Here is a 24,780-nt window from a genome sequence, read left to right as displayed (position 1 = left end):
GGCGAGGCGAGTGGAGCCGCGCAGAGCCGTCCGCGCGGCTGGCGGGATCCTTTCGAACCGTGGCGCTCACGCCGTGGCCGGCGCCGGCCACGGCGCGCGAGGCTGATGGAGAACCGAAGGGACACCACTCATGACTCGCATCGCCGTCAACGGATTCGGCCGCATCGGACGCAACGTGCTGCGTGCGCTCCTCGAACGCGACAGCGACCTCGAGATCGTCGCCGTCAACGACCTCACCGAGCCCACCGCCCTCGCGCGGCTGCTGGCCTTCGACTCCACGTCCGGCCGGCTCGGCCGTCCGGTCGTCGCCGAGGACGGCGCCCTCGTCGTCGACGGCCGGCGTATCGCGGTGCTCGCCGAGCGCGAGCCGGCGCGGCTGCCGTGGGCCGAACTCGACGTCGACATCGTGCTGGAGGCGACCGGCCGCTTCACCTCCGCCAAGGCCGCCCGCGCCCACCTCGACGCGGGCGCGCGCAAGGTGCTCGTCAGCGCGCCCTCGGACGGCGCCGACGTCACCCTCGCCTACGGCGTCAACACCGGCGCCTACGACCCCGAGCTGCACACGATCGTCTCGAACGCGTCCTGCACCACCAACGCGCTCGCCCCGCTCGCCGCCGTCCTCGACGATCTCGCCGGCATCGAGCACGGCTTCATGACGACCGTGCACGCCTACACGCAGGAGCAGAACCTCCAGGACGGACCGCACCGCGACCCGCGCCGCGCCCGTGCCGCCGGCGTCAACATCGTCCCGACCACGACGGGCGCCGCCAAGGCGATCGGTCTCGTGCTGCCGAACCTCGACGGCAAGCTGTCCGGCGACTCGATCCGGGTGCCGGTTCCGGTGGGCTCGATCGTCGAGCTGAACACGACCGTCGCCCGCGAGGTGACGCGCGACGAGGTGCTGGCGGCCTACCGCGCCGCGGCCGAGGGTCCGCTCGCCGGCGTCCTCGAGTACTCGGAGGACGCGCTGGTGTCGTCCGACATCACCGGCAATCCGGCGTCGTCGATCTTCGACTCGGCTCTCACGCGCGTCGAGGGCCGCCACGTCAAGGTGGTCGCCTGGTACGACAACGAGTGGGGGTTCTCGAACCGTGTGATCGACACCCTCGAACTCCTCGCCGCCCACTGACCTGCGACGGGCGCACGACGGGCCGGACCGGTCAGCCGCCCTGGAGGGTCTGCCCCGGGCTGCGCCGATAGGTCTCGCGGTAGAGCGCGGCGAAGCGGCCCGGGTGGTGGAAGCCCCAGCGGGCCGCGATCGCGGTGACCGTCGCCCCGTCCTGCGGGGCGGCGGCCAGCAGGTCCCGGTGGGCGTGGGACAGTCGAACGCCGCGCACGTACTCCAGCGGGGTGCTGTCGAGGTGACGCCGGAAGGCGTACTGGAGCGCGCGGACCGTGACGTGCGCCGCCTCGGCGATGTCGGCGACGGTGACCGGCTGGTCTGCGTGGTCGTCGATGTACGCCAGCGCGCGGCGAAGCATGTCCGGACGCGCGTCGCGCCGGTCGGCGGCCGTGGGGTCGGTCAGCGCCGTGTTGGGGAACGCGGCGAGCACGCTCGCGGCCAGGTGCTGGGAGGCCGTCGACGCGATCAGCGGCTGCTCGGCGAGCGTCGGGTCGGCCAGGATGTGATCGCGCAGGTAGGAGATCGTGTCCCGCAGGCGCCTGCCCGCCTCGGGGGAGTGCGGCCGGTGCCCGGTCAGCTGCACGGGCCCGGTGGCCGCGGTGCCCGCGGGAGCGGCCACCTGGGCGAGCAGATCGGGGTCGAGCATCGTGATGTTGTAGCGGGCACGGCAGATGCGGCCCGCGTAGGACTGCGTCGGCGGCGCGAAGGAGACCACGTCGCCGGGGCCGAAGGAGTCCTCCACCCCCGGGTAGACGTGGTCGCGGATCGTGCCCTCGTGCACGACGCACAGACAGATCCGGCCGAGGGGTGTGACGGCGTAGCTCATCTCGAAGTCGAGGTCGAGTTCGTCGACGGTCACCGGACCAGGTCGCCGCGGCTCATCCGCGCCCTGCTGGTGTCCGGTGTGCTGCTGCCGATGCGCATGCTGGCGTAGGCACGGCTGAGGAAGTCCTCCGTCAGCTCCAGGTCGTCACTGTCGAATGTGAGCGTGTGCATGCGCTCCGAACTCCTCGCCGCCGAGCGATCTGCCCCGCACCCCCACCACGTCTGCCCCGCGTAGGCTTGCGGATGCCTGTGGGCAACGCGTGGAGGGTGTGTTTTTTCGTTGTGCGGACTGCCGTCGCCGATGCCGTTCGTTTACGGGATCGTGCGGGAGGGGGCCGGGCCCCCAGGCTGGTGACGACGTCACGCTCGCGGACGTCCCACGGCGCAGGCCTTCCGTCTGCGCACAGGCGTCTGACGGGGGCTGAGGAGGAAGAGCGACCTCGCATGTCGGAGAACGACGAACTCGTCCGGAGAGTGGCCGCACTCGAGCAGGAAGTGGAGCAGCTTCGCAATGCCCTGACCTCGCACGCCGTCATCGACCAGGCGATCGGTGTGATCGCGGCGGTGAGCCGGCTTCCGGCGCAGGAGAGCTGGGACGTGCTGAGGGAGGTCTCCCAGCACACCAACATCAAGGTGCGCGAGGTCGCCCGACTGGTGCTGCGCTGGGTGGAGAGCGGCCGCCTGCCCGACGAGATCCGCCCCGTGATGCGCGCCGCGGTGGTCCGCACCCGGGAGCGGGCCGGGGCCGGCGGCAGCCCCGCGGAGGCGGCCCGGGAACGCGCGGCCGAGCAGCCCTCCTTCGGCCGGGGGTGAGCCCTCGCCGCTGCGGAGCCGGGCCGTCTCTGACATCCTCGGCCGTGTCCGCCAGGACCTGGCCGGCAGATGTCCGGGTCGACCGCGGCGGACCGGGGCGAGCTGCGGAGGCGACGGGACAGTGGGCGAAGAAGGAACGGTCGTGTCGGCCGGCGGCGCGCTCGTGGTGCGGCGCCGGCCGACGGTGTCGGCCGGGGCCGCGGTCCTGGTGCTGCACGGCGGTCGCGAGCACAGCCGCAGGACGTCGAGGGCCTGGCACCCGGCCGCTCTGCGCATGCGGCCCGTCCTGCGGGCCGCGGTCGCGTCGACGGACCGCCGGGACGTCCTCGTCGGCGAGGTGCGCTACCGCTACCAGGGCTGGAACGCCACCGCCGACCCGGTGGACGACGCCGCACGCGCCCTCGACGAACTGCGACGCCTCGCAGGCGAGGTGCCCGTGATCCTGGTCGGCCACTCGATGGGGGGCCGGGCGGCGCTGCGCGCGGCCGCCGACCCGGCGGTGCACGGCGTGCTGGCGCTGGCCCCGTGGTGCCCGCCCGGCGAACCCGTCGCCCACCTCGCCGGCACACGGATCGTCGTCCTGCACGGCGACCGCGACCGGGTCACCGACCCCGGGGCGTCCGCGGAGTACGTGCGGCGGGCCCGGCGGACGGGCGCGCAGGCCGGTCTCGTCCTCGTGCGCGGGGGCGACCACGCGATGCTCCGGCGGGGCGCCGACTGGCACCGCGCCACGGCTGCGTTCGTCGCGCAGCTGCTGCGGGCGCAGTCGGCGGCTGACTCCCTGGAAGGCCTGGCGGGCCGGGCCTGCGCGGCGGAGAACCCCCTGCGCTGGTGACGCCCAGGGCGTGCGGCACCCGGTGCCGCACCACGCTCCGCAGGGCCCCGCGTCGCGCGCACCGCGTCGCATCGGGGACAATACGATGATGTCGCCGTTCGGCGGTTCCGCTGCCGGGCCGTCAGGCGATTGCCCGTAAGCGCCGGTTCGACCCGAAAGAAGAGCCTCCTCGGTGACCCCCGTCTTCGACGACACCCCGATCTACCACCGCCTCGTCAGCGAACGAGGTGATGTGCCCGCGCAGGTGCGCGGCGAGGCCGAACGCATCCGCCGCGAACTGGACCGGGTCATGAGCGCGCCGTCCTCCTTCACGCCGGGCCTGCCCGCACAGCGGTCGTTCTTCTCCTGACCGACCCGGTGAGGATCCGTCAGACACCCGACAGACGTGGGCACTTGCGGGACGGCCCGTTGTCAGTGGTGTGATGAAGGATGCCTCCGGAGAGAGATCAACTCCGGCTCGGCCGGGTAGGCGGTCTCCAGTCCCCGCCCAGGAAAGGTCACCGATGATGCCGACCACCGCCAATCGCCGGCCCGCCGCGGCACGACGGCTGCCCCTCCCGGACGTCCCGGACGAGCGCGGTGCAGGCTCCGTCGTGCGGAAGGCTCCCGCCCGCCCCGCGGAGCCGCTGAGCCGCGCCGGCGCCGACATCCTGCGCATCGTCTCCGACCCGCGCACCCCCGTCTTCGTCACCGAACACGCGAACGGCCGGCGCATTTACGGCTACTGGCGGCCGCTGGACGCGGGGAGCGGCCGGGGAGGCTGCTATGTCGCCCTGTCCCGCGCCGAATGCGACGCGCTGCACGAGGCCGGACGCATCACGCTCGGCGAGCCCGTCGCGGATCCGGCGAAGACGACCCACCGGGTCCGGCCGGCCCGCACCCCGACCGCGGCCGCACGGACGACGGCCGTGCCCGCCCGCACCGCGGTCGGCCAGACGACGCGCGGTCTCCGGGCGGCGCCGGCGGCCCGGTGTGCCTGAACCGGCGACCGACCGGCCTGTTCGACCCGTTCGGGGGTAGGACAGAGCCGAGAAGACGAACGACGTCGACGGACCCGACGGGAGCAGAGCGATGAGCCTCATCCAGCGCATCAAGACGTTCGCCCGAAGCCCTCAGGGGCAGCGCACGATCGAGCAGGCACGGCGTGCCGCGGCCGACCCGCGCCGTCGCGCCCAGGCGCGCGGCCTGCTCGCCCGGCTGCGCACCCGCCGCTGACGCCTCCTCAAGGACCGGGCCGGCGGCGACGCTGCGCGCACCGAGGGCGAGCGCCGAGGCCCGCCGCGGTCGCGCCGCGCCGAACGGAGGGCACCCGCAGGGCATGGTGGAGCCATGATCGAGCTCGCCGTGCTCTTCGCCGTCCTCGGGGCCGCCAGCAACGCGGTGGGCACGGCGTTCCAGCGCAAGGCGGCGTCCACCGTGGACCAGGGCGGCGGGCTACGGCTTCTGCTGGCCCTCGTACGGCGGCCGGCGTGGGCGATCGGCATCGCCGGCGTGGCCGGCGCGGCGCTCTTCCAGGCGCTGGCGCTCGTCAATGGGCCCATGGCGCTGGTCCAGCCCGTGTTCATCCTCGAACTCCCCTTCGCGCTGCTGGTGGCGGTCCCCCTGCTGCACCGGCGGCTGTCGGCCGAGGGCTGGACGGCGGTCGGGGCGGTGGTGGGCGGACTCGCCCTCCTGCTGGTCGCGGCGGCTCCTTCGGGCACGCGCCAGCAGGCGGCGATGGTCCGGTGGATCCCGGTCCTGGCGATCACCCTGGCAGCGATGGCCGGCGCGGTCCTCCTCGCCCGCTCCTCGTCCTCCCGGCTGTTCCGGGCCGCCGCGCTCGCCTCGGCCGCGGCGGTCGGCAACGCCCTGACCGCCGCCCTGCTGAAGTCGGCGACGGGCCGTCTCGCCGACGACGGCCTGCCCGCGTTCTTCGGCGCCTGGCAGACCTACGGCTTCGCCCTCACCGGAATCGCCTCCGTCCTCCTCCTGGAGAACGCGCTCCAGGCAGGGCCCCTCACCGCTTCCCAGCCCGCGCTGACGATCGGGGACGCCTCGGCGAGCCTCCTGCTGGGCGTCGCCCTGTTCGGCGAGCGGATCCGCGCCGGCTGGTGGCTGCTTCCCCAGGCGTTCGGCGCCCTCGTCCTCCTCTGGGGCGTCCTCCGCCTGGCCCGCGTGGTCCCCCGCCCGCCCGACGCCGCACGGTGAGCAGCCCCGCACGGGCGAGGCTGTCACGCCGGGTCCGGGCGCCTCCCGTTCATTCGGGGAACGCCAACGCGTCCTTCTGCAGACGCACGGCGGCCAGCAGGCTCAGGTCCGGTTCCGTCTTGCGCAGCGCCTTCAGCGCCGCGACCGAGGCGAGGTCGCCGGTGAAGTCGGCAGAGGCGAGCCGGGCGCGGACCCATCGGGCCCGCAGTTGACCGTCGGTGGCGGCGGCCGTGGACTCGACCAGGGCGGCTGCGCGTTCCAGGCCGGGGCGCTCCTGTGGCGAGGCCTCGGCGAGCGCCTGCCGAAGGGCGGCCGCCACCAGGTCCGAGTCCCGGATGAGCGGTACGACGTCGTGCTTCCTGCTGAGTCCCGTGAGTCCCGTCATGTCGATCATCGTGGTCGCCGTCTCCCGTTCCTGCCAAGCGACTTGAGGAGCCTCAGAGGAAGCGGCCCCGGGCGCCCGGTCCCGCGCCGACCCGTCAGCGCCCGGTCGGCGGGACCGTCAGCGTCGCGTGCCCCGGAGCAGCGGCTCGCGTGCGGGCTCGCCCGGCGAGGACGGCGGCGCAGGGTCGTGACGCCGGAACAGGCGGCCGGGCCACCGCATCCACCGGCCCGCGTCCAGCGTCAGCGCGGTGACCAGCACCAGAACAGCAGCTCACGGTGGTCGTGGAACGCCTGCGTCACACCGGCGTCCACCGGCTCGGGGCCCACCGGCTCGGGGCCCACCGGCTCGGGGCCCACCGGCTCGGAGTCCAGCGGCGAGCCGGGCAGGGGGTCGTGCATTCTCGGGCCCACCTTCGCGGATGCATTGCGAACTGAGAGGGCGCGAGCGGGCCCGAGTGTGACATCGCCGGCCGAAATGTGATCCACATCTCAGGCGCCCGTGCACCCGATCCGATCGGGCACAGGATGTCGGGTCCGCCGGTGTGCGGCGCGCCTAGCGTGGTGATCACGAAAAGGAAGGGGACCTGGCGTGCTGGAGCGGCTCAACCAGGCCATGGACCACATCGAGGGCCATCTCGACCAGGTCGTCGACGTAGCGGTGCTGGCGCGCACCGCGGCCACCTCGGAGTACCACCTGCGCCGGATGTTCTCCGCGCTGGCGGGCATGCCGTTGTCGGAGTACGTCAGGCGTCGTCGACTGACGGTCGCGGGCGCCGACGTGCTCGCGGGGCGCGAGCCGCTGCTGGAGATCGCGGTCCGCTACGGCTACGGGTCGGGTGAGGCGTTCGCGCGGGCGTTCCGTGCCGTGCACGGTGTCGGCCCGGGCGAGGCCCGGCGCACCGGCGCGGCGCTCGTCTCCCAGCCCCGGTTGACCTTCCGTCTCACCGTCGAAGGGAGCAGCAGCATGCGCTATCGCGTGGTGGACAGGCCGGACTTCACCGTCGTCGGGTTCAAGGCCCGGGTCCCGTTGGTGCACTTGGGGCCCAACCAGGCGATCATCGACCTCGTGCGAGGGATCGACCAGGGCGCCCTGGAGGACCTGCGGGGTCTCTCGGATCAGGAGCCGCGCGGTGTCGTCTCGGTCTGCGACGATCTGGACCCGAGCCGCGCCGAGGGCACCGAACTCGACTACTTCCACGGGGTGATCACGTCCGCGACAGCCCCCGAGTGGGCGGCCCGCCTGGATGTTCCGGCCGGCACATGGGCGGTCTTCACCGCCTCCGGGCCGGCGCCGGAGGCCATCCAGGTCCTGTGGCGGGACGTGTTCACCGAGTGGTTCCCCGCCAACCCGTACCGCAGCCGTCCCGGCCCCGAGATCCTGCGCACGCGTCTGTCACAGGACGGGGCCGAGGCCGACGCCGAGCTGTGGCTCCCCGTGGAACGCGAAGGGGGCTGAACCGCCGGCCCGCCGGGGCGCGGTGACCGCCCCGGCGCCCACCGCCTCTCCAGCCGCCGCTTCACCCCGGTGCCTCAGCCCGGATGCTCCACCCGCCGTCTCAGCCCGCCGCCCTCGCGACGAGCTCGGTGATGCGGGTCTCGGTGGCTGCGTCCAGCTTCGTCAGGGCGTACGTCGTGGGCCACATGACGCCGTCGTCGAGGTCCGCCTGGTCGCTGAAGCCGAGGGTGGCGTACCGGGTCTTGAACTTCTGCGCGCTCTGGAAGAAGCACACCACCTTGCCGTTCCCGGCGTAGGCGGGCATCCCGTACCAGAGCTTGGGAGCCAGGTCCGGCGCCGTTGCCGTGACGATCCGGTGCAGTCCCTCGGCGAGGACGCGGTCGGCTTCCGTCATGTCGGCGATCTTCGCCAGCACGTCCTTCTCGCCGTCCGCCCTGGCGGTGCGCGGGCTGCGGCGTGCGGTCGTCCTGAGGTCCCGGGCGTGTTCCTTCATCGCGGCGCGCTCCTCGGCCGTGAACCCGTCGAACTTCTCGGGTGCGGCGTGGCCGGCGGCGGGCTGCCGGGTGTCCGTCATGGTCGGGCTCCTTGGTTGATGGTCCATCAGATCGGATGCAGGGATGGGGGCTTGAGGTCCGTCCGAACCGGCGGCCCGGCGTGGGTCAGACCAGCCAGCGGCCGTCGCGCATGAGTTCGCGGCCGGTCAGCTCGTCCGCCTCGCGCCAGCTCTGGATGCGGCGCGGGGTGACGCGGAACCAGCGGTACGGCGTGGTGAGTGTGCGCGGGTCGAAGCCGGTGCGTTCGGCGAACCGGTCGCCCGGTCGCGGCGGCAGGGCGTCGATGCCGAGGACCTCGGCCTCGCCCTCGATCATGCAGACGTCCCGGGTGAGTCCGAGGGCCAGCCGGGCGGTCCCGGAAGCCGCCAGGTTCCGGCCGGTCGGGCTGTCCGCCGGGGTCGCCATGAGCAGCGTGCGGCCGTCCCAGTCGAAGGAGAGCGGCACGAGGTGGGGCGTGCCGTCGGCAGAGGCGCTGGCCACCCAGACGTCGACGTCGTGGGCGAGCCGGTGCTCGGCGTCCCGACGGCGCACCGCGCGGGGGCGGGGGCCGGCGTCGGTGGGCTCGGGCCGCGGGTCCGTGGTCGGCTCGGACGCCGGTGCGGACGATCCGGTCATGGTCGCTCCTGCGGTCGGTGGTGTGGTCACGAGCGGCGCCGTGGTGTCCCTGCCGGGGCTCGTACGCCGTGGTCACAGCCTCTCCCGGGCACACTGCCGACCGCCTCCGTGCTCACCACGGAAAGCACCACGGAAGGCACCGCCAAGAGGACTGAGTGCGGCACTCGGCGAGGACCACGCGGAGCACCGTCCGAGAGGATGACGGAGGAACACCGCAGGGGGACACCGGAGGAGAGCAGCGCCGGAGGGGCCGCCGGAGAGGACCCGCACCGCCCGGGCCCTCGGGGCGACGGCCACGGATAATGTCCCGGTGTCCACTCCAGTGATCTCGGCCCGGGAAGCAGAAGTGCTCGCGCTGCTCGGCGAGCACCTCAGCAACGCGGAGATCTCCGCGCAGTTGTTCATCTCGGTACGCACGGTGGAGTCCCATGTCTCGGCGCTGCTGCGCAAGCTCGGGGCGCCGGACCGGCGCACCCTGGCCCGGCGTGCGGCCGACCTCGCCCGCGCCGGGCAGCCACGCCCGGCGCGGGCGCTGCCGACGCCGCTGACGGCGTTCGTGGGCCGGACGCGGGAGCGCGCCGACCTCGCCGAAGCCGTGAAGACACGCCGGCTGGTGACCGCGGTCGGTCCGGGCGGGGTGGGCAAGACACGGCTCGCGCTGGCCGTCGCGGAGCAGACGGCAGGCGAGTTCCCCGACGGGGTGTGGTTCGTGGACCTGGCCCCGGTCACCGATCCGGGGCGGGTGGGCGCGGCGATCGCGGCGACGACGGGCACGGGCGAGCAGCCGGGTCGCGGCGTCGACGAGACGGTGCTCGCCGCGCTGGCCGACCATCGGACCCTGCTGGTGCTGGACAACTGTGAGCAGATCATCGAGGGCGTGGCCCCGTTCCTGGAGCGGCTGCTGACGGCCTGCCCGGGAGTGCAGGTGCTCGCGACCAGCCGCGCCCGGATGCTGGTGCCGTTCGAGTGGGCCTTCGAGGTGCCGCCGCTGTCCTGGACGGACGGTGAGGACTCGGAGGCCGTCGCGCTGTTCGTCGAGCGGGCGGCGGCGGCCGGCCGCGCTCCGGACGCGGCGGCACGCGAGGGCGTCGCGGTCCTGTGCGCGGGCCTCGACGGAATGGCGCTCGCCATCGAGCTGGCGGCTGCGCGGTATCCCGCCCTGGGGCTGGAGGGCCTCACGGCCGGTCTCACCGACCAGTTGCGCCTGCTGGCCGGACGGCCGCGCGCGCACGACCGGCACCGCTCGGTGGGGGCGGCGCTGGACTGGAGCCACGACCTGCTCGAGCCGCGGGACCGGGCGCTGCTGCGCCGGATCTCGGTGTTCGCGGCACCGTTCACGACCGACGCGGCGGCCGCGGTGGCGGCCTTCGCACCGCTCGACCCGGCCGCGGTCCCCGACGGGCTCGCAAGACTCGCCGAGCAGAGTCTGCTGACCGCCACGACGACGCCGACTGGCTTCCGCTACCGGGCGCTGGAGACCGTCCGCCAGTACGGGAACCGGCGGCTGGCCGACGCCGACGAAGCGGCGGACGTCCGCTCCCGCCACCTCGGCTGGTGCCTGACCGCCGCGTCCGTCCTCGAGGACGCCCACCACGAGGCCGCCCCCGAGGCCCGCCATGCGGCCCACCCTGCGGACGTCCGGGCGGAGTTCGTGGACGAGGGCCGCTGGACGCGGTTCGACGCGACGGCCGACGACCTGCGCACCGCCCTGGCCTGGGCCGCCGAGCGCCCGGAGCGGGGCGAGGACGCCTGCCGCCTCGCGCGGTCCCTGGCCGGACTGGCCTTCGCCCGCACCCTGGTCGGCGAGGCCCAGCAGCGCTTCGAGCAGGCGGCCGCGCTCGCCGAAGCCGCCGGCGATCCGGCCGGCGCCGCCGCCGCGCTGCGCCGGGCCGCCGGGGTGGCCGGCTGCCGCCGGCTCGGCGACGACATGTTCCGCCTGCACCGTGCGGCCGCGGACGCGGCCCGCCGGGCCGGCGACACCGAGGCGGCGGGCCGTGACCTGGCGGCCGCCGCCACCGTCGCGTACCGCTTCTCCAGCACGTTCGAACGGGTCCCCACCGCGCAGGAGGCGAAAGGCCTGCTCACGGCGGCGCGCGAACTGTCCCGCGACAAGGGCCCGGCGGCCGGGGCGGCGGTGGCGCTGGCCGAGGCCGCGGTGGTGGCGGATGCCTTCGGTGCGGTCCAGGGTGACACCGACAACACCGCACACGAGACGGTCGGATACGCCGAGCGGGCCGTGGAACTGGCGCGGCTTGCGGGCGACCCGGTGGCCGAGTCCGCGGCCCTCGACGCGCTCTCCGGCGCCCACAGCTGGGCGGGCCGGCCGTTCGGGGCGGCGGACGCCGCCCGCCGCCGCATCGACGTGCTGGCCGCGGCGCCGCGCACGCCTGCCGCCGCGCACGAGCGCATGGACGCCCTCGCCATGGCGTCCGCGACCGCGCTCGGGGTGGGCGAGCTGACGCGGGCCCGGCGGTGGGGCCGGCAGCTCGCCGGTCACCCGCTGCTGGCCGAGGCCGGTCATCACGCCGTCTCCTGGCTGCTGGTCGCGGACGCCTTCGCGGGCGCCGCCGACGACGTGCTCGCGGGCGGCGCGCGCTTCCTCGACGCGTGGGAGCGGGGCGGCCGGCAGCGGTCGTTCTCGCTCGGCCCGGCCGCCGCGTCCGTCGCGATGGTCCACGGGCTGCGCGGCGACGACGAGGCCAGGGCGGAGTGGCTCGCGATCGTCGACGAGGCCGGCCACGAGTCCGAGCACCGCCACGGCTACGGCGCGGTCTTCGACGCGACGGTGTCGCTCCACCGGGGGGACGCCGAGGCGGCGCTGGAGCGGGTGGCGCCGCCGCCGGACCGGGTGTGGAAGTGGGTCACCTGGGTCTGGCTGCACTGGTACGCGACGGTACGGGCGGAGGCGTCGGCGCTGGCCGGGCACCCGGATGCCCGTGAGCGGATCGGGGCCGCCCGCGTCATGGTCGACGGCAACCCCGTCGCCACCGCCCAACTGGACCGGTCCGAAGCGCTTTTGGACGGCGAGGAGGCGCGAGCGCTGACCGCCGCCGCCGCGTTCGAGGCGGCGGGGTGCCGCTACCAGGCGGCCCGGACCCTGCTGCTCGCCGGGGGCGCTCACGCGGCCGCGGGCGAGGCGGCGCTCGCCGGTCTCGGTCTCGGCCTCGCACCGCGCATCGGCTGAACACCGGTGCCAGGTACCGCCGTTCGAAAAGAAGAGGCGGCGGACCGGGACTCTTGCGAGGATGTCCGGGCTCTTCGCCCCCCGGGAAAGGACCCGCAGAACCGTGCCTCGTGCCGTCACCCTGATCCGCTCCGCCGCCCTGTCCGACGTCGCCGAGTACGCGTACGCGGCCACGGCGCCCGCCGAGTCCCGTCTGATCTTCCTCGCCGGCGCGTGCCCCCTGAACGAGGACGGCTCCACGGCGGCCGTCGGGGACTACGTCGGCCAGGCCCGCAAGGCCGTCGAGAACATGCGGACGGCGCTCGCCGCCGCGGGCGCGTCGCTCCACGACGTCATCAGCACGCGGGTGCTCGTGGCGTCGAGCCGGCAGGAGGACCTGGTGAAGGCCTGGGAGGTGGTCCGCGACGCGTTCGCCGAACACGACGTCCCCAGCACCCTGATGGGCGTCACCGTGCTCGGCTACGCCGACCAGCTCGTCGAGATCGAGGCGGTCGCCGCAGTGCTCGACGCCTGAGCTCTTACGGGCGACGGCGGGCGGGCGGGCCCGCCGGGGGAACCGTGGCACACGGATGTGCTCGAGAACCCGCGGACCGAGAACCCGCGGAGCGTGATGCCGCGGCGGCGTGCCGCGCCCGGCAGGGCGCCCCGTCAGGGGCGTCCCCGTGCGTGCGCGGCGCGGCGGGCCAACGAGTCGAGGACCACGGCGGCGTACAGCACCCCGCCGGTGACCATGAACTGCACCGGGGGTTCGACTCCCAGGAGTGCCATGCCGGAGGCGATCGACTGGATCATGAGCACGCCCAGCAGCGCCGACCAGGGCGAACCGCGCCCCCCGAACAGGCTGGTGCCGCCGACGACGGCCGCGGCGATGGCGTTGATCAGCAGCATGCCGGAGCCCGGCACCTGGCTCGCCGAGGTGAGCCGCGACGCGACGAACAGGCCGCCGACCGCCGCCAGCGTCCCCGACACCACGAACACCGCGATCCGCACGCGCGTCACGTCGAGGCCGGATCGCCGGGCCGCCTCCACGCCGCCGCCCAGGGCGAGGATCTGCCGGCCGTACGGCGTTCGGCGCAGGAACAGGTCGGAGGCGACGACGACCGCGAGGAAGATCAGCAGGGCGAGCGGCAGTCCCTCGAACCGGTTGAGGACCAGGACGGCGGTGAACGCGACGATCGCGAGCAGGGCCGCGCGCGCCCAGATCCCGCCCACCGGCCGGAAGGGCATCCCGGCGGCTTCGCGGCGTCTGCGCTCCCGCAGGGAGGCGAGGAGCCAGGCCAGCGGGGCGAGCGTTGCGAGGCCGTAGGTGACGACGGCGGAGCTGAAGTAGCGGCTGGTCAGCGTCGCCACGAGACCGGTCTCGCTGAAGTTGATCGCCGTCTCCGTCCCCAGCAGGTAGAGCATCACGCCGTTCCAGGCGAGCAGGCCGGCGAGGGTGACGACGAACGCGGGAACGCCGATCCGGGCGAAGGAGAACCCGTGCACCGCCCCGGCGGCCGCGCCGCAGAGCACCGCGATGATCACCGCGAGCCATTCCGGCATCCCGAGGTTCACGTTGAGCGCCGCGAACACGGCGCCGGCGAGGCCGGCGAGCGAGCCCACCGACAGGTCGATCTCGCCGATCAGCAGCACGAAGACGATGCCGACGGCGATCATGCCGGTGCCGACGATGTCGACGCTGAGCACGGACAGGTTGCGCGGCGAGAGGAAGGCGGGGTCGAGGATCTGGAAGATCGTCCAGGTCACCGCGAGAGCGAGCAGGACGGGGACCGGGCCGAGATCGTGTGCGTGCAGCCGGCGGGTCACCGCGTCGGCGCACTTGCGGAGGCTGCCGACGCCCGGCCGTGGCCGGTCGCGCAGCCGACCGGCGTCGGGCGCGTCCTCCTCGGCGCGCGCCCCGTTTTCCCTCCCCGTCACGGCCAGGTCTCCTCGGCCCGGGTCGAGCGGTGGCCGACGGCGTTGTCCGACGCGCCGGTGATGGAGGCGATGATCTGCTCCTGGGAGGCGGTGTTCACGTCGAACACGCCGTTGTTGCGTCCGAGCCGCAGGACGGCGATCCGGTCGGCGACGGCCTTGATGTCGCCCATGTTGTGGCTGATGAGGAGCACCCCGAGCCCGCGGTCGCGAAGCCGCTCGATGAGGTCCAGGAGCTGACTCGTCTGCTCCACGCCCAGGGAGGCGGTGGGCTCGTCCAGCAGGAGGAGTCTCGGTTCCCCGAGGAGTGAACGGGTGATGGCGACGACCTGCCGCTGACCGCCGGACAGGGCGGCGACCGGCACCCGCACGTCCGGGATGCGGATGGACAGGGTGTGCAGCAGATCGCGGGTGCGGCGCTCCATCTCGACCTCGTCGAGGACGCCGAGCCGGTGGATCTCCCGCCCTAGGAAGAGATTGCCGACGACATCGAGGTTGTCGCACATCGCGAGGTCCTGGTAGACGGTCGCGATGCCCAGCAGCTGGGCGTCCTGGGGGCGCCTGATCTGTATGGGAGCCCCGCGCCACTCGATGACGCCCCGGTCGGCGGGTCCGACGCCGGAGATCACCTTGACGAGCGTGGACTTGCCGGCGGCGTTGTCGCCCACCAGGGCGACCACTTCTCCGCCCCTGATCTCGAGCTCCACGTCCACCAGAGCCTGGACGGCGGCGAACCGCTTGGAGACGCCGCGCAGCGCCAGCAAGGGCTGAACCGCCACGGGCCACCTCCTGTCGGTTCCGGCCATGCGTGTCAGATGAGTCCGGCTTCGGCGCAGGCGGTCCGGAGACTCGGCGGACATATCTGGGCGATGGTGTACACACCATCCTTTACCAGAGTCTCCTCGATGGTGTCGACGGTGACGGAGACGGAGGGGAGCAGGACCGCCGGGATGTTCTTCGTGGTGGCGTTGCTGACGGTGCCGGTGGCGATGGATCCGACCGAATCGCCGCGTCCCACGGCTACGGCCATCTCGACCGCCGCGTCGGCGGCCGGCTTGAAGGGCTTGTAGACGGTCATGTACTGGTCGCCCCGGACGATGCGGCGCACGGCCACGAGGTCGGCGTCCTGGCCGGTGATCGGCGGCAGCGGACGCACCTCGGCGGCGCGCAGGGCGGAGATCACGGCGCCGGCGAGGCTGTCGTTGGCGGCCAGCACGCCGTCGATGCGGTCGCCGCCCAGGGCGGAGACGGCGCTCCGCATGTCGACGAAGGCGTTCTCCGGCCGCCAGCCGACGACGTCGTACGACTTGCCGACCTTCACCTTGCCCTGGAGGACGGAGAGGGCTCCCCGCTTGAACCAGGCGGCGTTGGGGTCGGTCGTGGCGCCGTTCATCATGACGATCTGCCCGCCGTCCGCCTTCGCGCCCATGCCCTTCAGCAGCCCCTCGCCCTGGAGCTTGCCGACCTTCGCGCCGTCGAAGGTCACGTAACCGTCGATGGGGCCCTGCGCGAGCCGGTCATACGCGATGACCGGGATGTCGGCCCGGTGCGCGTCCTCGACCGACGGGCGCAGCAACTCGGGGTCGACGGCGGCGACGATCAGCACGTCCACCCCCCTCGTGATCATGGATTCCAGCTGCTGCCGCTGGACCGCGGGGTCGGGCGTGGCGGCGACGGTGATCGGGCAGTGCGGGCACAGCTCCTTCAGCTTCTTCTCGATCAGGGGCCGGTCGAACTGGCCGAAGCGGGAGGCCCCGCCGCCCGGGAGGAGCAGGCCGACCGTGGGGTTGTCCTCCCGGTGGCCGCTCCCGCTCTCTTCGGCGCAGGCCACGGAGAGGGTCAGGACGGCGGCGACCGTGAGCGCCATGAACGCACGGACGAGGGACCGGCCCTTCCCGGCCGGAAGGCTGACACGAGGACCCATCTTCGGTTCCTTACAGAATTTTTGTCAGATTTTATCCCCCGATGGGCGACTCATGCCAAGCGTAGTCACGTCCGCCGCCCTGTCCCGTTCCGGGCGGCGAACGGCCTATCGCGACCGGCCTGCCGCGACCGGCTGCCGAGGCCGACCTGGGAGTGCTCCGCCGGGGCCGGCCGCGCCCGCACGTCAGGAGCCGAGGCGGCGATGATCCTCCTCGTCCCACTTGCGGGTGTCGCGCGGCTGGACGTACGGCTCCTGGTCGGCGGGGTGGCCCCCCGCGACGGCGCGCTGGCGCACCAGTTCCGCGTCGAACTCCAGGCCGAGCAGGATCGCCAGGTTGGTGATCCACAGCCACACCAGGAAGACGATCACGCCCGCGAGCGTGCCGTACGTCTTGTTGTACGACGCGAAGTTCGCCACGTAGAGCGCGAATCCGGCGGAGGCGATCATCCAGATCAGCAGCGCGAGGAAGCTCCCCGGCGTGATCCAGCGGAAGCCGCGGACCTTCGCGTTCGGGGTCGCCCAGTACAGCAGCGCGATCATGATCGTGACCAGGACCACCAGTACCGGCCATTTGGCGATCGACCACGCCGTCAGTCCGGCGTCGCCCACCCCGAGCGCGGTGCCCGCCTGCCGGGCGAGGCCGCCGGTGAACACCACGATCAACGCGCTGATCACCGCCATCACCATGAGGACCACGGTGACGCCGACCCGGACGGGCAGCACCTTCCAGACCGGCCGGCCCTCGGGGACGTCGTAGACCGCGTTCGCGCTGCGGATGAACGCGGCGACGTAGCCGGACGCGGACCACACCGCGAGCACCAGACCCACGATCGCCATGACCGAGCCCAGCCCGCTGCCGCCCTGCATCTGGCGCACGGCGTTGCGCAGGATGTCCTGCGCGGGCCCGGGGGCGAGCTTCTGGATGTTGTCCAGCACCTGCTGCGTCGCCGACCGGCCGACGATGCCCAGCAGGGACACGAGTGCGAGCAGCGCCGGGAACAGGGCCAGGATCCCGTAGTAGGTCAGCGCCGCCGCCCGGTCGGTCAGCTCGTCCTTCTTGAACTCCTTGACCGTGCCCTTGAGCACGGCTTTCCAGGAGTGGCCGGGAAGTTTCGCCGGACTGTCCGGGGCCCGCTCCTCCACCTGCTCGTCCGGGCCCGCGGCGGGTGCCCGTTCCTCCGCCCGCTCGTCCGGAGCCGTGGTGGGTGCTCGTTCTTCCGTCCACTTCTTTGGCCCCGCGTCGCGCCCCCGGTCGTGCTCCGCCTCCGGGGCGGCCGTGCCATGTCCGTTGTGCCGTCCGTGCCACTTCCGTGTCCGTTCCATGCGGCTCGGGTATCCGCCGACATACGACCTATGCGCACATATGGAACATATCGGACTTCACTGTCGGCCGGGCGATACCGGCGACGTGGGTCCGAGCCGGATCACGCCCGCCACTGCTCCGGACGTTCGCCGTCGCGGTCCGAGGCGGGCCATACGTACGGCAGATCGTCGGGCACGTCCGGGAACCTTGCCGTGTAGAACGCCGGGTCCTTGCGCACGAGCGCCGACCGGTGACTGCGGTGGAACGGGTCGTCGCCCAGCCAGGGCGGCAGTTCGCCCGCCTCGGCGAGCTCCTCCTGGGTCCGGACGCGGGGCCGTCGGCCGCCGAGTCCGGCCACCAGCGACGCGGCGCAGGTGTCCGCACGGCCGGTCGCCGTCCAGACGTCACAGATCTCGAGGCCGTAGCGCACCAGGGCCTCCTCGTAACCGGTCCACATGCGCACCGCCGGATGGTGGCGCCACCCGTAGCCCGCGACGGTCAGGCCGCGCAGCACCTGAAGGGCCTCCACGCGCTGTTTGCCCAGTCGCCGCACATCCAGGGCGGCGGCCGATGCGGTGAAATCCGGATACGGCAGGAAGGTCTGCATGGTCCGTTCCGCGTACCCCCACTGTCGAGACCGGCACGCAGGGCGGGCGCAGGGGCAGGCACGGTCCGCGTGTTTCGGGCGGACGCCGGCACGGAACCCACATGTCGCCGGCGTCGCAGGGGAAGCCGACGGTGACCATGACGCACATCAGGGAGGCGCGGACCGCATGGATCGTGACGAGGCCGAGGCCCGGCTGCTCGACGGGCTGACAGTGGACGACCGCCGGCCGGAACAGCCGGTGCTGCTCGACGACGCGGGCCGGCCCATCACGACGTGGCGCGAGAACTATCCCTACGACCAGAAGATCAGGCGCAGGGAGTACGAGCGCACCAAGCGCGTCCTGCAGATCGAGATGCTGAAACTGCAGCGCTGGATCAAGGACACCGGCGGACGGCTGGTCGTGATCTGCGAAGGGCGGGACGCGGCGGGCAAGGGCGGCACCATCCAGCGCTTCACCGAGCGGCTCAACCCCCGGGGCGCCCGCATCGTGGCGCTGTCCAAGCCCACGGAGCGCGAGAAGGGGCAGTGGTACTTCCAGCGGTACGTCGACCACCTCCCCGGACCGGGTGAGATCGTCTTCTTCGACCGCTCCTGGTACAACCGGGCCGGCGTCGAACGGGTCATGGGGTTCTGCACCCCACGCGAGCACGAACTGTTCCTCAAGCAGTGCCCGCTCTTCGAGGACATGCTGGTCGAGGACGGCATCGTCCTGGTGAAGTTCTGGTTCTCGGTGTCACGGGCCGAGCAGCGGACACGGTTCGCGATCCGCCAGGTCGACCCGGTGCGCCAGTGGAAGCTGTCGCCCACGGACCTCGACTCCCTCGACCGCTGGGACGAGTACACCACCGCCAAGGTCGAGATGTTCCGCGCCACCGACACAGACCACGCGCCCTGGACGGTGGTCAAGAGCAACGACAAGCGGCGCGGGCGGCTGGAAGCCATGCGCAGTCTCCTGCACCGCGTCGACTACGCGGCCAAGGACGCCGACGCGGTCGGCCGCCCGGATCCGCTCGTCGTCGGCGCGGCGGCCACCCTTCTGGAGCCGGGCGAGGAGGACACCGTCCTCTCGCCGACTCCGCTCACCTCGCATACCGAGGGTCCCGGACGGCATCCCGGCGGCACGGTCTGAGCTTGCCGACCCGGCCGGCCCGGCCGATTTCGGACGACCGGCGACCCTCGTCGCGCGGGGGAGATCCCGGTCAGAGACGGCGTCGGCGACGCCGTACGCAGCCGGCCGCGGCCAGCAGGCCCGCCGTGGTCAGGGTCGCGCCGATGCCGACGTCCCAGCCGGACGGACCTGCGGTGACGGCGCCGCCGGCGCCGCCCCGGACGCCCAGGGTGGGCAGCGGCGCCGGGCTGCTCGATGCGGGCGCGGAGCTGCTCACGACCGGGGCGGGGCTGCTCACGACCGGTGCCGGGCTGAGCGACCGCGGCGGCGGGCTGCTCGTCGCGGGGACCAGGGTGGGCAGCGTCCGGCGGGGCAGGGCCTCGCAGGCGATCCCGTCGTCCGCCCCCCGGTCCTCGTCGAGCCGGTTGGGGTCGCTGGGGTCCTGGTCGAAGACGGCCTGGGCGTCCTCCTGGAAGGTGAAGTCGCTGCAATCGAGATCCTGGGCGTGGGCGACGCCGCTCGGCAGAGCGACGGACAGGATCGCGGCGGCTATGCCTGCGACGATGGCGCGGCGTGGCATGGGCGTCTCCTCCCGGCCGAGGTGGCCTTCGCCTCGACGCTAGGCAACGACCCGCGCCACCGCGCGAGGCGAGGGGCCAACCGGGTGCCGCCGGCGCGGTGGACAGCCTTGAAGTCGAATCCTGAACCACGTCTGAAATCTCTTGCATCATTTTGCGCAAGAGTCGTCGGGGCCGTGAGGATGACGCCCGTCCAGGTCCTCCAGCTCCTCCCGACCCTCAAGGGGCATGCCATGACTCGTCCTCCGCTGCGCGCGGGCGTCCTCGCCGTGACCGCACTCGCCTGGCTCCTCCTCCCCGGCGCCGGCGCCGGCCGGGCCGCGGACACCGCTCCGGAGCCCGCGCCCGACTGCGTGCACCACCGCTCGGACTGGCGGTACACCACGGTCGTCAACGACTGCGGCACCGCCCAGGACGTCACCGTCGACTACCTCGACGGGCAACCGGCGCCCTGCCGTCGCGTCGCACCCGGCGGCCAGGCGACCTTCGCCGGATACGGACCGCAGCTGAACTACGTCACCGGAGTGCGCCTGTGCGTGGTCGCCGCCCCCTGACACGGTGACCGGCCCGGCCCGTACGCGCGGTCCGTGCGCGCGTCGCAGTCCGTATGCCTTTCTCGCCGGTCGGCGGGTACTCGGCGGGCACCGCATGATGAAAAGGGGTGATGACGATGGCCGAGACGGGCCGGTACGGCAGGGCCGACGGCCACGGCGCTCGAAGCGCCGAGGACGGCGGGGAGTCGGTCGGTGCGCTGGTGCAACGCGCCTCGCAACAGCTGAGCGACCTGGTGCGTGGCGAGATGCGGCTCGCGCAGGCGGAGATGGTCGAGAAGGGAAAGCGGTACGGCAAGGGCGGCGGGCTCTTCGGCGGGGCCGGGCTCTTCGGCGTCCTCACCCTGCAGGCGTTGATCGCCGCCGCGATCGCCGGGCTCGCCGTGGCGCTCCCTGTGTGGGCCGCCGCTCTGATCGTCACGGGCGTGCTGGCGGTGATCACCGCGGTGCTGGCGCTGACCGGCAAGAAGCAGGTCGGCCGGGCCGCGCCGCCGGTGCCCGAGCGTGCCGTGGAAAGCGTGAAGGCCGATGTGTCGGAGATCAAGGAGAGTGCACGACGATGACCCAGCCCTCCCAGAACGAGCCCACGGGCCCCGATGAACTGCGCCACCGGGTCGAGCGGACACGCCACGAGCTCGGCGCGACGGTCGAGTCGCTGGCCGCGAAGGCGGATGTGAAGGCCCGCGCGCAGGAGAAGGCCGCCGAGCTGAAGGGGCACGCCGTCGAACTGAAGGAGCACGCCGGCGCGAAGGCGACACACCTGTCGGAGCAGGCCGGCGCGAAGGCGGCCGATGCGGCCCACGCCCTGGAGGAGAAGGTGCCCGCTCCGGTGAAGGACAAGGCGGCCGCGGCTGCGGGGCAGGTCAGGAGCAGAGCGGAACAGGCCGAACGGGTGTGGCAGGACAAGGCGCCCGAGCGGGTCCGCGACCACCGCACGGCGGTCGTCGGGTTCGCTGCGGCGGCCACCCTCGTCTTCCTGCTCGTACGGCGCGGCCGGAAGTAGCCCGGACCGCGCCCGGGGCGCCGCCATGCTCACCGAGCGGGCGGCGCCCTTTGCTGTCCGCGGGCGCCCCTCGACGGCTTCCGCAGCGCGCCGACTCCTTGACCACCGGTCGGCTCTCCATGATGCTTGTTGCGTTCCATGAGTTGTGTGCCGCGATAAGCAACATCGGCCACTGTTCCCGCAGGCGCTCATGGGTTCCCGCAGTCGTCGCAGTCGTCGCAGTGCTCGTCTCAGTTGAGGAGTGGTCATGACACACCAGGTCCGTGCCGTCGTAGCGCGGGGCAAGGGCGCCCCCGTCAGCCTGGAAACGATCGTGGTGCCGGACCCGGGTCCGGGTGAGGCGCTGGTGAAGGTCGAGGCCTGCGGGGTCTGCCACACCGATCTGCACTACCGCGAGGGCGGCATCAACGACGACTTCCCCTTCCTGCTCGGCCACGAGGCCGCCGGAGTGGTGGAGTCCGTGGGGGAGGGCGTCACCGACGTCGCCCCCGGTGACTTCGTCATCCTCAACTGGCGTGCCGTGTGCGGGCAGTGCCGGGCCTGTCTGCGCGGCCGGCCCTGGTACTGCTTCGCCACCCACAACGCGAAGCAGCGGATGACCCTCCTGGACGGCACCGAGCTCTCACCGGCCCTCGGCATCGGTGCGTTCGCGGAGAAGACGCTGGTGGCGGCCGGACAGTGCACCAAGGTCGACCGGGCCGCATCCGCCGCCGCTGCCGGACTGCTCGGCTGCGGCGTGATGGCGGGCATCGGTGCGGCCATCAACACCGGACAGGTCGGGCGCGGTGACAGTGTGGCGGTCATCGGATGCGGCGGCGTGGGAGCGGCGGCGGTCGTCGGGTCGAATCTGGCGGGCGCGTCCAGGATCGTCGCGGTGGACATCGACGACCTCAAGCTGGAGACCGCGCGCAAGCTCGGCGCGACCCACACCGTGAACGCCCGGGAGGCCGACCCGGTCGAGGCGATCCGCGAGCTGACCGGCGGCTTCGGCGCGGACGTGGTGATCGAGGCCGTGGGCCGCCCGGAGACGTACGTGCAGGCGTTCCACGCCCGCGATCTGGCCGGCACGGTCGTACTCGTCGGCGTGCCGACGCCCGAGATGAAGCTGGAACTGCCGCTGCTGGACGTCTTCGGCCGCGGCGGCGCCCTGAAGTCCTCCTGGTACGGCGACTGCCTGCCCAGCCGGGACTTCCCGATGCTCATCGACCTCTACCTCCAGGGCCGTCTGGACCTGGACGCCTTCGTCACCGAGACCATCGCCCTGGACGAGGTCGAGAAGGCCTTCGAGCGGATGCACCGCGGCGACGTGCTGCGTTCGGTGGTGACGTTCTGATGGCCGGCGTCATCGTCGAGCGGCTCGTCACGTCGGGAACGTTCTCGCTGGACGGCGGGGTCTGGGACGTGGACAACAATGTGTGGATCGTCGGCAATGCCGAGGAGGCGGTGGTCATCGACGCGGCGCACGACGCCGAGGCCATCGCCGACGCCCTCGGCGGGCGCACCCTGCTGGCCATCGTGTGCACCCATGCGCACAACGACCACATCGACGCCGCGCCCGCGCTCGCGGACCGCACCGGCGCTCCGATCCTGCTGCACGGCGACGACCTGCCGCTGTGGAAGCAGACCCACCCCGACCGGGCGCCCGACGGTGAGCTGGCCGACGGCCAGGTTCTCACTGTGGGCGGCGTCGAGCTGACCGTGCTGCACACCCCGGGCCACGCCCCGGGGGCGGTCTGCCTCCACGCGCCCGCGCTGCGGGCCCTCTTCAGCGGGGACACGCTCTTCGCCGGCGGCCCCGGAGCGACCGGAAGGTCGTACAGCGACTTCCCGACCATCGTCGACTCCATCCGGGACCGCCTGCTGACCCTGCCGGGTGACACGACCGTGCACACCGGTCACGGGGACACGACCACCGTCGCGGCGGAGGCCCCGCATCTGCAGGAGTGGATCGACCGGGGCTTCTGACCTTCGTCTGCACGACGCGCGCGCTCATGGTCCGACGGCACGGCCGGGCGGGCGCGCTCGTGTGGCCCGGGCGGGCGGTGCCGGGGCCGTCCTCGACGGCCTCGTCCGCCTCGCGCCGTCCCTCACGCCGACCGGGGGCGAGAACGCCCCGGCCTGCCCCCCTGCATCCCGGCGCGGCTCGTCATGGGCCTCGCGTGACCCGTCCGGGCGAGGGTGGCCCCCGGTCGCTCGCGGACCGAAATCGTCATCCGCCAATGTCTTGACGGGCGTCTGGTCAGCCGACAAGGTGTTCCATCACAAGCAATTGGATGCGCGATGCGCAACGAAGCGGGGTGGTTTCGGGCGTTCGGGTGTGGGCCGGGAGTTGGGACCGACCGGCTTGAACGAGTACCGCGAGCCCAAGCACATCTGGCAGAACATCCAACCCCGGCCGCAGCGCTGGTTTTGCGGTTGAACGTCGAAGGAAGGTCGATCATGACCACCCAGACCGAGGCGTCGCGGCGCGGCGCGTTCCGTGATGAGGGTCCCATGCCGGTCATTTCCGTGCGGGGTCTGTGGAAGGTGTTCGGGCCGAGGGCCGATCGGGTGCCGGGTTCGCAGGAGTTGTGCGGGCTGGGTCGTCGGGAGTTGATGGATCGCACCGGGTGCACTGCGGCGGTGCGGGATGTGCATTTCGACGTCTCGCCGGGTGAGGTGTTCGTGGTGATGGGGTTGTCGGGTTCGGGCAAGTCCACGCTGGTGCGGTGTCTGACGCGGTTGATCGAGCCGACGGCGGGTGAGGTGGTGTTCGAGGGGGAGGACATCCGTCGGGCCGATGCGGGGCGTCTGCGGGAGTTGCGTCGGCGTAAGTTCTCGATGGTGTTCCAGCATTTCGGGTTGCTGCCGCATCGTCGGGTGGTGGACAACGTGGCTTTCGGGCTGGAGATCCGGGGGGTGGGTCGGGCGGAGCGGGTCAGGCGGGCTCAGGAGGTCGTGGAGCTGGTGGGTCTGGCGGGTTATGAGAAGTCCTATCCTGATCAGTTGTCCGGGGGGATGCAGCAGCGGGTGGGGTTGGCGCGTGCGTTGGCGGGTGATCCGGATGTGCTGTTCTTCGACGAGCCGTTCTCGGCGCTGGATCCGTTGATCCGTCGTGACATGCAGAACGAGGTGATCCGTCTGCATCATGAGGTGGGCAAGACGATGGTGTTCATCACTCATGATCTTTCGGAGGCGCTCAAGCTGGGTGACCGGATCCTGATCATGCGTGACGGGAAGATGGTGCAGTGCGGCACGGGTGATGAGCTGGTGGGTGCTCCGGCGGATGATTATGTGCGTGAGTTCGTCAGGGACGTGCCGCGTGCGGATGTGCTGACGTTGCGGTGGATCATGCGGCCGGCGGTGGACGGTGACGCTCTGGACGGGCCGGAGCTGGGTCCGGACGTGGTGGTGAAGGAGGCGACCCGGGCGGTCCTCGCGGCGGACAGGCCGGTGAAGGTGGTCGAGGACGGCAAGCTGCTCGGGATGGTCGGCGACGAGGAGATCCTCGCGGTGGTCGCCGGGCAGGAAGGCGGCGCCCGATGACCGTCGCCGTGGAGAAGACCGAGCCGTCGGGCGGGCCGGAGGAGACCCGGCCCGCCCAGGAGCCGGCCCCGGCCGCGGAACCCCGCCGGATCAGCCGCTCCGCGGTGATCGCCGCGATCGTGGTGCTGTGGCTGGTGCTGTTCGCGGTGTTGCGCGGCAGGCAGACTCTTGCGCTCGGTGCGGCGGATCTGACGGGTCTGCACCGGTGGTTCAACGACGTCAACGACTCGATCGGCGCGAACCGCAACTCCAATCCGCTGTTCTTGTACTTCTTCAACGAGATCCGTCTGG

At 72.7% G+C, this 24,780-nt stretch carries 29 protein-coding genes and 1 pseudogene; 18 read left to right on the top strand and 12 right to left on the bottom strand.

What is annotated here, in order from left to right; all coding sequences use genetic code 11:
• The first annotated feature begins 130 nt into the window (after window positions 1-130).
• Entirely contained in the window at window positions 131-1,129 is a 999-nt protein-coding gene (gene gap / locus ACH4ZA_RS31835; protein WP_398432698.1) for a type I glyceraldehyde-3-phosphate dehydrogenase, read from the top strand.
• A gap of 31 nt (window positions 1,130-1,160) precedes the next feature.
• Here gap and ACH4ZA_RS31830 read toward each other — a convergent pair whose 3' ends face one another.
• Both ACH4ZA_RS31830 and ACH4ZA_RS31825 read right to left on the bottom strand, forming a co-directional pair.
• Window positions 1,161-1,982, bottom strand: coding sequence for a helix-turn-helix transcriptional regulator (locus ACH4ZA_RS31830; RefSeq protein WP_398432697.1), 822 nt, complete (start codon window positions 1,980-1,982; stop codon window positions 1,161-1,163).
• Window positions 1,979-2,119: a hypothetical protein gene (locus ACH4ZA_RS31825; protein WP_398432696.1), complete on the bottom strand. Its 141-nt coding sequence runs from the start codon at window positions 2,117-2,119 to the stop codon at window positions 1,979-1,981. The genes ACH4ZA_RS31830 and ACH4ZA_RS31825 overlap by 4 nt, the downstream gene beginning before the upstream one ends.
• Before the next feature lie 273 nt (window positions 2,120-2,392).
• Here ACH4ZA_RS31825 and ACH4ZA_RS31820 point away from each other — a divergent pair, with 273 nt between their 5' ends.
• From ACH4ZA_RS31820 to ACH4ZA_RS31795, 6 genes are all read left to right on the top strand, one after another.
• The gene (locus ACH4ZA_RS31820) at window positions 2,393-2,761 is read left to right on the top strand and encodes an ANTAR domain-containing protein (protein ID WP_398432695.1); all 369 of its coding nucleotides are present in this window, start codon (window positions 2,393-2,395) and stop codon (window positions 2,759-2,761) included.
• 142 nt (window positions 2,762-2,903) lie between these two features.
• Window positions 2,904-3,596 carry an alpha/beta hydrolase gene (locus ACH4ZA_RS31815; protein WP_398432694.1) on the top strand — a complete coding sequence of 231 codons (693 nt, stop codon included), beginning with the start codon at window positions 2,904-2,906 and terminating at the stop codon, window positions 3,594-3,596.
• Between the two features lie 172 nt (window positions 3,597-3,768).
• Entirely contained in the window at window positions 3,769-3,945 is a 177-nt protein-coding gene (locus tag ACH4ZA_RS31810) for a hypothetical protein (protein ID WP_319187706.1), read from the top strand.
• Window positions 3,946-4,099: 154 nt separating this feature from the next.
• Window positions 4,100-4,576, top strand: coding sequence for a cell envelope biogenesis protein OmpA (locus tag ACH4ZA_RS31805; RefSeq protein ID WP_398432693.1), 477 nt, complete (start codon window positions 4,100-4,102; stop codon window positions 4,574-4,576).
• 91 nt (window positions 4,577-4,667) lie between these two features.
• Window positions 4,668-4,811, top strand: a complete 144-nt coding sequence (locus ACH4ZA_RS31800) for a hypothetical protein (protein ID WP_199863867.1) — start codon at window positions 4,668-4,670, stop codon at window positions 4,809-4,811.
• 114 nt (window positions 4,812-4,925) lie between these two features.
• A complete protein-coding gene (locus tag ACH4ZA_RS31795) occupies window positions 4,926-5,783 on the top strand; it encodes a DMT family transporter (protein WP_398432692.1) in 858 nt (285 codons plus the stop codon).
• Between the two features lie 49 nt (window positions 5,784-5,832).
• On the opposite strand, the gene ACH4ZA_RS31790 is transcribed toward ACH4ZA_RS31795, so the two are convergent.
• Together ACH4ZA_RS31790 and ACH4ZA_RS31785 are read right to left on the bottom strand one after the other, a co-directional pair.
• Window positions 5,833-6,168 (bottom strand): hypothetical protein, encoded by a 336-nt coding sequence (locus ACH4ZA_RS31790; RefSeq protein ID WP_398432691.1) that lies wholly within the window; start codon window positions 6,166-6,168, stop codon window positions 5,833-5,835.
• A gap of 239 nt (window positions 6,169-6,407) precedes the next feature.
• Window positions 6,408-6,566: a hypothetical protein gene (locus tag ACH4ZA_RS31785; protein WP_398432690.1), complete on the bottom strand. Its 159-nt coding sequence runs from the start codon at window positions 6,564-6,566 to the stop codon at window positions 6,408-6,410.
• Window positions 6,567-6,756: 190 nt separating this feature from the next.
• Between ACH4ZA_RS31785 and ACH4ZA_RS31780 the strand changes: the two genes are divergently transcribed.
• Complete coding sequence (locus tag ACH4ZA_RS31780; protein WP_398432689.1) at window positions 6,757-7,623, top strand: helix-turn-helix domain-containing protein; 867 nt, start codon at window positions 6,757-6,759, stop codon at window positions 7,621-7,623.
• Between the two features lie 100 nt (window positions 7,624-7,723).
• On the opposite strand, the gene ACH4ZA_RS31775 is transcribed toward ACH4ZA_RS31780, so the two are convergent.
• Both ACH4ZA_RS31775 and ACH4ZA_RS31770 read right to left on the bottom strand, forming a co-directional pair.
• Entirely contained in the window at window positions 7,724-8,197 is a 474-nt protein-coding gene (locus tag ACH4ZA_RS31775) for an iron chaperone (RefSeq protein WP_398432688.1), read from the bottom strand.
• Between the two features lie 85 nt (window positions 8,198-8,282).
• Window positions 8,283-8,792 carry a pyridoxamine 5'-phosphate oxidase family protein gene (locus ACH4ZA_RS31770; protein WP_398432687.1) on the bottom strand — a complete coding sequence of 170 codons (510 nt, stop codon included), beginning with the start codon at window positions 8,790-8,792 and terminating at the stop codon, window positions 8,283-8,285.
• 310 nt (window positions 8,793-9,102) lie between these two features.
• On the opposite strand from ACH4ZA_RS31770, the gene ACH4ZA_RS31765 reads away from it, so the two are divergent.
• Together ACH4ZA_RS31765 and ACH4ZA_RS31760 are read left to right on the top strand one after the other, a co-directional pair.
• The gene (locus ACH4ZA_RS31765; RefSeq protein WP_398432686.1) at window positions 9,103-11,976 is read left to right on the top strand and encodes an ATP-binding protein; all 2,874 of its coding nucleotides are present in this window, start codon (window positions 9,103-9,105) and stop codon (window positions 11,974-11,976) included.
• A 103-nt stretch (window positions 11,977-12,079) separates the two neighbouring features.
• The gene (locus tag ACH4ZA_RS31760; RefSeq protein WP_398432685.1) at window positions 12,080-12,490 is read left to right on the top strand and encodes a RidA family protein; all 411 of its coding nucleotides are present in this window, start codon (window positions 12,080-12,082) and stop codon (window positions 12,488-12,490) included.
• A gap of 134 nt (window positions 12,491-12,624) precedes the next feature.
• On the opposite strand, the gene ACH4ZA_RS31755 is transcribed toward ACH4ZA_RS31760, so the two are convergent.
• The 5 genes from ACH4ZA_RS31755 to ACH4ZA_RS31735 all read right to left on the bottom strand — a co-directional run bounded on the left by ACH4ZA_RS31755 (window position 12,625) and on the right by ACH4ZA_RS31735 (window position 17,724).
• Window positions 12,625-13,899, bottom strand: a complete 1,275-nt coding sequence (locus ACH4ZA_RS31755) for a sugar ABC transporter permease (RefSeq protein ID WP_398432768.1) — start codon at window positions 13,897-13,899, stop codon at window positions 12,625-12,627.
• Complete coding sequence (locus ACH4ZA_RS31750) at window positions 13,890-14,669, bottom strand: ATP-binding cassette domain-containing protein (protein ID WP_351680174.1); 780 nt, start codon at window positions 14,667-14,669, stop codon at window positions 13,890-13,892. Before ACH4ZA_RS31750 ends, ACH4ZA_RS31755 begins: the two co-directional genes overlap by 10 nt.
• 32 nt (window positions 14,670-14,701) lie before the next feature.
• Window positions 14,702-15,814 (bottom strand): sugar ABC transporter substrate-binding protein, encoded by a 1,113-nt coding sequence (locus tag ACH4ZA_RS31745; protein ID WP_398432684.1) that lies wholly within the window; start codon window positions 15,812-15,814, stop codon window positions 14,702-14,704.
• Window positions 15,815-15,997: 183 nt separating this feature from the next.
• On the bottom strand, window positions 15,998-17,137 hold the full coding sequence (locus ACH4ZA_RS31740; RefSeq protein WP_398432683.1) for a YihY/virulence factor BrkB family protein: 1,140 nt from the start codon (window positions 17,135-17,137) through the stop codon (window positions 15,998-16,000).
• Between the two features lie 101 nt (window positions 17,138-17,238).
• Window positions 17,239-17,724: an MSMEG_6728 family protein gene (locus ACH4ZA_RS31735; protein ID WP_398432682.1), complete on the bottom strand. Its 486-nt coding sequence runs from the start codon at window positions 17,722-17,724 to the stop codon at window positions 17,239-17,241.
• Window positions 17,725-17,890: 166 nt separating this feature from the next.
• Here ACH4ZA_RS31735 and ppk2 point away from each other — a divergent pair, with 166 nt between their 5' ends.
• Entirely contained in the window at window positions 17,891-18,853 is a 963-nt protein-coding gene (gene ppk2 / locus ACH4ZA_RS31730; RefSeq protein WP_398432681.1) for a polyphosphate kinase 2, read from the top strand.
• Window positions 18,854-18,923: 70 nt separating this feature from the next.
• Here ppk2 and ACH4ZA_RS31725 read toward each other — a convergent pair whose 3' ends face one another.
• Window positions 18,924-19,412: an excalibur calcium-binding protein gene (locus ACH4ZA_RS31725; RefSeq protein WP_398432680.1), complete on the bottom strand. Its 489-nt coding sequence runs from the start codon at window positions 19,410-19,412 to the stop codon at window positions 18,924-18,926.
• Window positions 19,413-19,643: 231 nt separating this feature from the next.
• Between ACH4ZA_RS31725 and ACH4ZA_RS31720 the strand changes: the two genes are divergently transcribed.
• From ACH4ZA_RS31720 to ACH4ZA_RS31690, 7 genes and pseudogenes are all read left to right on the top strand, one after another.
• On the top strand, window positions 19,644-19,964 hold the full coding sequence (locus ACH4ZA_RS31720) for an alpha-amylase (protein ID WP_398432679.1): 321 nt from the start codon (window positions 19,644-19,646) through the stop codon (window positions 19,962-19,964).
• Window positions 19,965-20,080: 116 nt separating this feature from the next.
• On the top strand, window positions 20,081-20,524 hold the full coding sequence (locus tag ACH4ZA_RS31715; protein WP_398432678.1) for a phage holin family protein: 444 nt from the start codon (window positions 20,081-20,083) through the stop codon (window positions 20,522-20,524).
• Window positions 20,521-20,964 carry a DUF3618 domain-containing protein gene (locus ACH4ZA_RS31710; protein WP_398432677.1) on the top strand — a complete coding sequence of 148 codons (444 nt, stop codon included), beginning with the start codon at window positions 20,521-20,523 and terminating at the stop codon, window positions 20,962-20,964. Before ACH4ZA_RS31715 ends, ACH4ZA_RS31710 begins: the two co-directional genes overlap by 4 nt.
• Before the next feature lie 247 nt (window positions 20,965-21,211).
• Window positions 21,212-22,297, top strand: coding sequence for an S-(hydroxymethyl)mycothiol dehydrogenase (locus ACH4ZA_RS31705; protein WP_398432676.1), 1,086 nt, complete (start codon window positions 21,212-21,214; stop codon window positions 22,295-22,297).
• On the top strand, window positions 22,297-22,929 hold the full coding sequence (locus ACH4ZA_RS31700; protein ID WP_398432675.1) for an MBL fold metallo-hydrolase: 633 nt from the start codon (window positions 22,297-22,299) through the stop codon (window positions 22,927-22,929). The genes ACH4ZA_RS31705 and ACH4ZA_RS31700 overlap by 1 nt, the downstream gene beginning before the upstream one ends.
• A gap of 474 nt (window positions 22,930-23,403) precedes the next feature.
• The gene (locus ACH4ZA_RS31695) at window positions 23,404-24,489 is read left to right on the top strand and encodes a glycine betaine/L-proline ABC transporter ATP-binding protein (RefSeq protein ID WP_398432674.1); all 1,086 of its coding nucleotides are present in this window, start codon (window positions 23,404-23,406) and stop codon (window positions 24,487-24,489) included.
• Window positions 24,486-24,780: pseudogene (locus ACH4ZA_RS31690) on the top strand (ABC transporter permease); the annotation flags it as partial. The gene ACH4ZA_RS31695 and the pseudogene ACH4ZA_RS31690, both read left to right, overlap by 4 nt.

Source organism: Streptomyces sp. NPDC020597 (genome assembly GCF_044335095.1).
Lineage (GTDB): Bacteria > Actinomycetota > Actinomycetes > Streptomycetales > Streptomycetaceae > Streptomyces.
Note: the sequence above shows the minus strand (reverse complement) of the source record. Positions and strands in the feature narration are given on the sequence as shown.

Coding starts and splice junctions, on each gene's coding strand:
- gap (WP_398432698.1), top strand. CDS start 131: ATGACTCGCATCGCCGTCAACGGATTCGGCCGCATCGGACGCAACGTG.
- ACH4ZA_RS31825 (WP_398432696.1), bottom strand. CDS start 2,119: ATGCACACGCTCACATTCGACAGTGACGACCTGGAGCTGACGGAGGAC.
- ACH4ZA_RS31820 (WP_398432695.1), top strand. CDS start 2,393: ATGTCGGAGAACGACGAACTCGTCCGGAGAGTGGCCGCACTCGAGCAG.
- ACH4ZA_RS31805 (WP_398432693.1), top strand. CDS start 4,100: ATGATGCCGACCACCGCCAATCGCCGGCCCGCCGCGGCACGACGGCTG.
- ACH4ZA_RS31800 (WP_199863867.1), top strand. CDS start 4,668: ATGAGCCTCATCCAGCGCATCAAGACGTTCGCCCGAAGCCCTCAGGGG.
- ACH4ZA_RS31795 (WP_398432692.1), top strand. CDS start 4,926: ATGATCGAGCTCGCCGTGCTCTTCGCCGTCCTCGGGGCCGCCAGCAAC.
- ACH4ZA_RS31790 (WP_398432691.1), bottom strand. CDS start 6,168: ATGACGGGACTCACGGGACTCAGCAGGAAGCACGACGTCGTACCGCTC.
- ACH4ZA_RS31785 (WP_398432690.1), bottom strand. CDS start 6,566: ATGCACGACCCCCTGCCCGGCTCGCCGCTGGACTCCGAGCCGGTGGGC.
- ACH4ZA_RS31775 (WP_398432688.1), bottom strand. CDS start 8,197: ATGACGGACACCCGGCAGCCCGCCGCCGGCCACGCCGCACCCGAGAAG.
- ACH4ZA_RS31770 (WP_398432687.1), bottom strand. CDS start 8,792: ATGACCGGATCGTCCGCACCGGCGTCCGAGCCGACCACGGACCCGCGG.
- ACH4ZA_RS31745 (WP_398432684.1), bottom strand. CDS start 15,814: ATGGGTCCTCGTGTCAGCCTTCCGGCCGGGAAGGGCCGGTCCCTCGTC.
- ACH4ZA_RS31740 (WP_398432683.1), bottom strand. CDS start 17,137: ATGGAACGGACACGGAAGTGGCACGGACGGCACAACGGACATGGCACG.
- ACH4ZA_RS31735 (WP_398432682.1), bottom strand. CDS start 17,724: ATGCAGACCTTCCTGCCGTATCCGGATTTCACCGCATCGGCCGCCGCC.
- ppk2 (WP_398432681.1), top strand. CDS start 17,891: ATGGATCGTGACGAGGCCGAGGCCCGGCTGCTCGACGGGCTGACAGTG.
- ACH4ZA_RS31725 (WP_398432680.1), bottom strand. CDS start 19,412: ATGCCACGCCGCGCCATCGTCGCAGGCATAGCCGCCGCGATCCTGTCC.
- ACH4ZA_RS31720 (WP_398432679.1), top strand. CDS start 19,644: ATGACTCGTCCTCCGCTGCGCGCGGGCGTCCTCGCCGTGACCGCACTC.
- ACH4ZA_RS31715 (WP_398432678.1), top strand. CDS start 20,081: ATGGCCGAGACGGGCCGGTACGGCAGGGCCGACGGCCACGGCGCTCGA.
- ACH4ZA_RS31710 (WP_398432677.1), top strand. CDS start 20,521: ATGACCCAGCCCTCCCAGAACGAGCCCACGGGCCCCGATGAACTGCGC.
- ACH4ZA_RS31705 (WP_398432676.1), top strand. CDS start 21,212: ATGACACACCAGGTCCGTGCCGTCGTAGCGCGGGGCAAGGGCGCCCCC.
- ACH4ZA_RS31700 (WP_398432675.1), top strand. CDS start 22,297: ATGGCCGGCGTCATCGTCGAGCGGCTCGTCACGTCGGGAACGTTCTCG.
- ACH4ZA_RS31695 (WP_398432674.1), top strand. CDS start 23,404: ATGACCACCCAGACCGAGGCGTCGCGGCGCGGCGCGTTCCGTGATGAG.